The sequence below is a fragment of the Bacillus sp. LL01 genome (genome assembly GCF_001037965.1).
Map to the genome: position 1 here is coordinate 1 of NZ_LFEL01000199.1, position 3,877 is coordinate 3,877.

Genomic DNA, 3,877 nt, shown 5'->3' on the forward strand with positions numbered 1-3,877 from the left:
CAAAATGAGAAATATGGCATCGCATTCAAGTCCCGGTGTTGCTTTAAAAGAGGATTGTCATTTCATGATAAACGTTATTAACACATTAGCATTTGAATATTTAAAAGATAATCAATCAGCTTTAGATATATAATTTGTAACATAAAAAGGATCTGCAATAACTTTATTGTAATCAGATATTCTTTTCAAAATATCCGATGTAGCATTTCCTAAATAGCCATTAGCATCTATCTCTTCATAATTACGTGATTCAAAAAATACAGCACGGTAAATTATACTCAGTTCATCATCTGTAAATTGAAAAGAACCTCTTATGTTAGACTCATTTGAGGTTCTAATCCTTTTTGATTCTTGATCTCGAGTTTCTTTTCTTACAATTTCTACAACATTATTTAGACCGACTTTTTGATGTGCATTTATTTTAATCTGCAACCCATTCGCAGTTATTTCCAATATATTTATCTTATCTTGCAATTCTTTGTTCCTATTATCATTTAGCATTACCTTCTCATTCGTTCTACTAATCTCCATGACTAACGACGATATGGTACCTTGTAAAGACAAGATATTTCGTTCCATTCCCTCAATTTTCTCTTCTAAATCTTTAATTTTATCTGACATATCAATCACTCCTATAGTATTTTGGGGTTAGCCCTCACGAATGGAGGGCTCTTTCTATTACTTCAATCCTCTACGCTGCGCCTCATACTGCAAACGTACCGCTTCACGAATAGTTARCTCMCCYGCTTTMGCYTTKTCTAACCAGGTCTTGTTCAATGGAGTRCGRTTYCTCTCKCCATCCGTCCAATTTTCYARCATGCTARTTACCGCGCTTAATTCWACATTTGTAAGTTTCATATTAAAATAAACCTCCTCATATGGTAGTGGATCTGCTTCACTTGATGTGATMAYTCGAAWTAAATCACTTCTAAACTGGTTCATTCCAATSACAGGGCACGCCTTCCAGCTGTAGCCTGGCATTTCACTATGCCCTTTCACTTCCCCKTTAACAGGYAATACTTTTGGAAGATRCTCATTAAATAACCAYACARCTGMTTCATACTGCTCTTTTGTTGGTACTTGTGTACGGAARTCACCCACCATACAAACTCCTAAACTGTGACGGTTACTRTTGCCCACATGMGGKGTTTGRATATCRTGATCARCACACCARTAGATMGTACCGTCTCTCATAATCACRTARTGRTAAGCCATGATAGACCAGTTGTTTGTGTTGATATGATARTTWGCRAATGMTTCAGGGCTRCCACTTGTRGTTAGTGAATGATGTAGCACCCAAAAMCGAATGGCATTGAGTTGACGCCTGGTCACTTGYTTGGTTCGRTGCCTKGGCATTCTAGCTCGAATATCTACTACTCTATTCATGAAGTTCACCTTTCTTCTTACCGTCCACATAGGCTTCGCCAACAATATAGGAGATGGCTACACCTGCAACAGTTAAGATGGATTCTGTGGGAAGGCTTAAGCCTAGCCCTTCATTTGCGATGACTAGTAGTCCAGTGACAACAGCCATTAGGAATTTACGTGATGTTAACTTTTTCACTCAGATCATCTCCTTTTCAATATAAAAAGAGCACAGCTTATATGCCATGCTCTCGATATACTCTTCGTTCAATTTTTTCAATACGATTCTCTAAGCCTTCAAGAGCTTCAGCTGTACGTTCTTGACTCGCATTAGAGCGTCTTAGATGTTCCATTAATTGTTTCTCTCGTTTTCTTGAATCCTCTCGGTTCTCTCTTATCTCTTTACGCATTTCATAAAATACACCTGCACCAAGAAGGATGAAGAGGATAGCAAACACGAATTGACTCTGTGCGATTTCGCTCGCTACTTGATATTCCACTTAGACACCCCTTTTATAAATAAAAAGAACCAACATAAGTTGGCTCCTAGTTATCCCCATAACTTTTCTGTATCAAGCGGGATATATACTTCCTTGCTATTAATCGCTTTATGAAGTATTGGCTTCTTAAATTGGATTTCTAACTCTTTGTCTACTTTACGTTTTCTCTCTTCAGCCAACTTATTAAATGTACTTTTACGTTTATGTGTACCCATGATGCTTCCCCTTTCCATAATCTATAGATATTATTTCCACAGGAAGGTTTTTTATCCTTTTTAAAAGAGATATTAATATGCTTATGAAAAGCCCCTACTTATTCAGCAGGAGCTTCCTCTACACCATTGATACGACCAATGATCTTAGTTTTGATGACAGCCCTTAATGCATCCATTGCTTCATTTCCGTGATACTCTTCTGGTTCTAATGGAATATAGCCACTAAGGTTGATCTGACTCTTTGGATCACGTGCCTGGAATTGAACATGTACGGATGAAATGCCTCCATCTGCATAACGAATATTTGTACCTGTGATTTGGATTTCTAATTGTTGACTCATAATTATTCAGCTCCCTTTTCTGTTTGAGTTTCTTTTTGATCTACTTCAAATGCATCGTACAGATAGTCATAAATCTCTGAAGTTTGACCGTCATACTCTTCTTCTTCAAACTTGGCCAAGATCTGCTTCATGGTTCGAATGAGCTCACGGTGATCACCACCTTCAAGAATTAGTTCCTCTTCATTTAACTCTTTAACGTCCTCACGAAATGCTTCCATATCTTTGATGTCAAAGTTGCCATTCTTAACGATCGCTTCCCCTTTTTCATCTTTGTGAGAATGCTCTTTTGCAATCTCTTTGCGATCCTCATCAACCTTTTTAGCTCTCTCATCAAGCAACTTGATAAAATCACGACGGATACGAGATTGCTTTCTTACTAGTTTTAACTCGTAAAGATAATTGATTGCTGGTACCACTTTTCCGTTTTCGATTGCTACTTTCATAATAAAATTCCTCCTATGCCACAAGGGCTTCTAATTGTTTTATTTTCTGTTTCATGTATTGATTTTCGATTTCAAGCCAGTTAACACGATCTTCGAGCTCACTCACACTAACTGAAAGCTCTTGAGTAGCCTTCACATTGTAATGAATCAACGTATTCGTATTGATCGCTTCATGATCAGCCGTTGCAACTGCGGGACTATCCTCGGCAATTAAACCGACTTTCCGGTCATAAATTCCGTTCTGCAGGTTATCAATCAAATCATACCCCACGACTTTTAAGCCATTAATGACGTGTAACCCAATGTCATCAATCGCTTCGATGTTCGTTTTCAGTTTACGACTGGAAGATGTAATGAAATCGGATGCTCCAATTGCAGCATAAGCCGTATCTGCTGCATTTCTTACTTCAAATCGATTAGTGTCTTTTCTCCCTTTGAGAATGTTGTTTCCAGCACGAAAAAGTGCGTGACCAGTATTTGAACGATCAAAGATGAAGTCTTGACTACCTTGTACCATCACACTAAAATTATTTCCTGCGTTTATGCTTACATAATTACTACTGTGATGAAACCTTAGAGAAATTGATGAAGTTCTAGGTTGCAATAACAAATCACCAGTAGCGTTGAAAGCAGTAATTGTCCCGAAATCACCAAATCGAAGGTATGCGGTATCATGATAGCTACCTCCAATTTCCTTACCTATATACAAGTTTTGCCCTACTGTGGCATCTTCGGTAATGTCAATCTTCACACCACTTATGGTTCCGCCATTCAGACKATCAGCGCTTAAAAACCCGGCTATAATCTTATCTGCACTTAAACTCGATATCTTCGCATTCGTGATCGCTGCATTTGCAATTTTGGCTGTATCAATAGCTAGGTTCGCAATCTTTGCGTTTGTAATAACAGCATCCTCTATTTGAGCTGTTCCAATGATGGCTGTTCCTAATTTCGCTCTAGTGATCGCTGCATTAGCTATGGCTGCACTACCAATCACAGCATTGTCAATCAAC

General features: G+C 38.1%; 7 protein-coding genes. All 7 read right to left on the minus strand.

Annotation, left to right across the window (positions count from 1 at the left end; all coding sequences use genetic code 11):
- Positions 1-111 precede the first annotated feature (111 nt).
- Entirely contained in the window at positions 112-621 is a 510-nt protein-coding gene (locus AB685_RS27840; protein WP_047973851.1) for a hypothetical protein, read from the minus strand.
- Between the two features lie 757 nt (positions 622-1,378).
- Complete coding sequence (locus AB685_RS27850; RefSeq protein WP_047973852.1) at positions 1,379-1,564, minus strand: hypothetical protein; 186 nt, start codon at positions 1,562-1,564, stop codon at positions 1,379-1,381.
- Between the two features lie 37 nt (positions 1,565-1,601).
- Positions 1,602-1,865: a hypothetical protein gene (locus AB685_RS27855; RefSeq protein ID WP_047973853.1), complete on the minus strand. Its 264-nt coding sequence runs from the start codon at positions 1,863-1,865 to the stop codon at positions 1,602-1,604.
- A gap of 50 nt (positions 1,866-1,915) precedes the next feature.
- Entirely contained in the window at positions 1,916-2,080 is a 165-nt protein-coding gene (locus tag AB685_RS31890) for a hypothetical protein (protein ID WP_198530608.1), read from the minus strand.
- Between the two features lie 98 nt (positions 2,081-2,178).
- On the minus strand, positions 2,179-2,421 hold the full coding sequence (locus AB685_RS27860; RefSeq protein ID WP_047973854.1) for a hypothetical protein: 243 nt from the start codon (positions 2,419-2,421) through the stop codon (positions 2,179-2,181).
- Between the two features lie 2 nt (positions 2,422-2,423).
- Complete coding sequence (locus AB685_RS27865) at positions 2,424-2,864, minus strand: hypothetical protein (protein WP_241773402.1); 441 nt, start codon at positions 2,862-2,864, stop codon at positions 2,424-2,426.
- 13 nt (positions 2,865-2,877) lie between these two features.
- Positions 2,878-3,877: tail fiber domain-containing protein (locus AB685_RS27870; protein WP_131709670.1), on the minus strand; the 1,000-nt coding region annotated here is incomplete at its 5' end.

What these genes read in the sequence shown, in the direction of transcription:
- AB685_RS27840 (WP_047973851.1), bottom strand. Translation starts at nt 621, where the DNA reads ATGTCAGATAAAATTAAAGATTTAGAAGAGAAAATTGAGGGAATGGAA.
- AB685_RS31890 (WP_198530608.1), bottom strand. Translation starts at nt 2,080, where the DNA reads ATGGGTACACATAAACGTAAAAGTACATTTAATAAGTTGGCTGAAGAG.
- AB685_RS27860 (WP_047973854.1), bottom strand. Translation starts at nt 2,421, where the DNA reads ATGAGTCAACAATTAGAAATCCAAATCACAGGTACAAATATTCGTTAT.
- AB685_RS27865 (WP_241773402.1), bottom strand. Translation starts at nt 2,864, where the DNA reads ATGAAAGTAGCAATCGAAAACGGAAAAGTGGTACCAGCAATCAATTAT.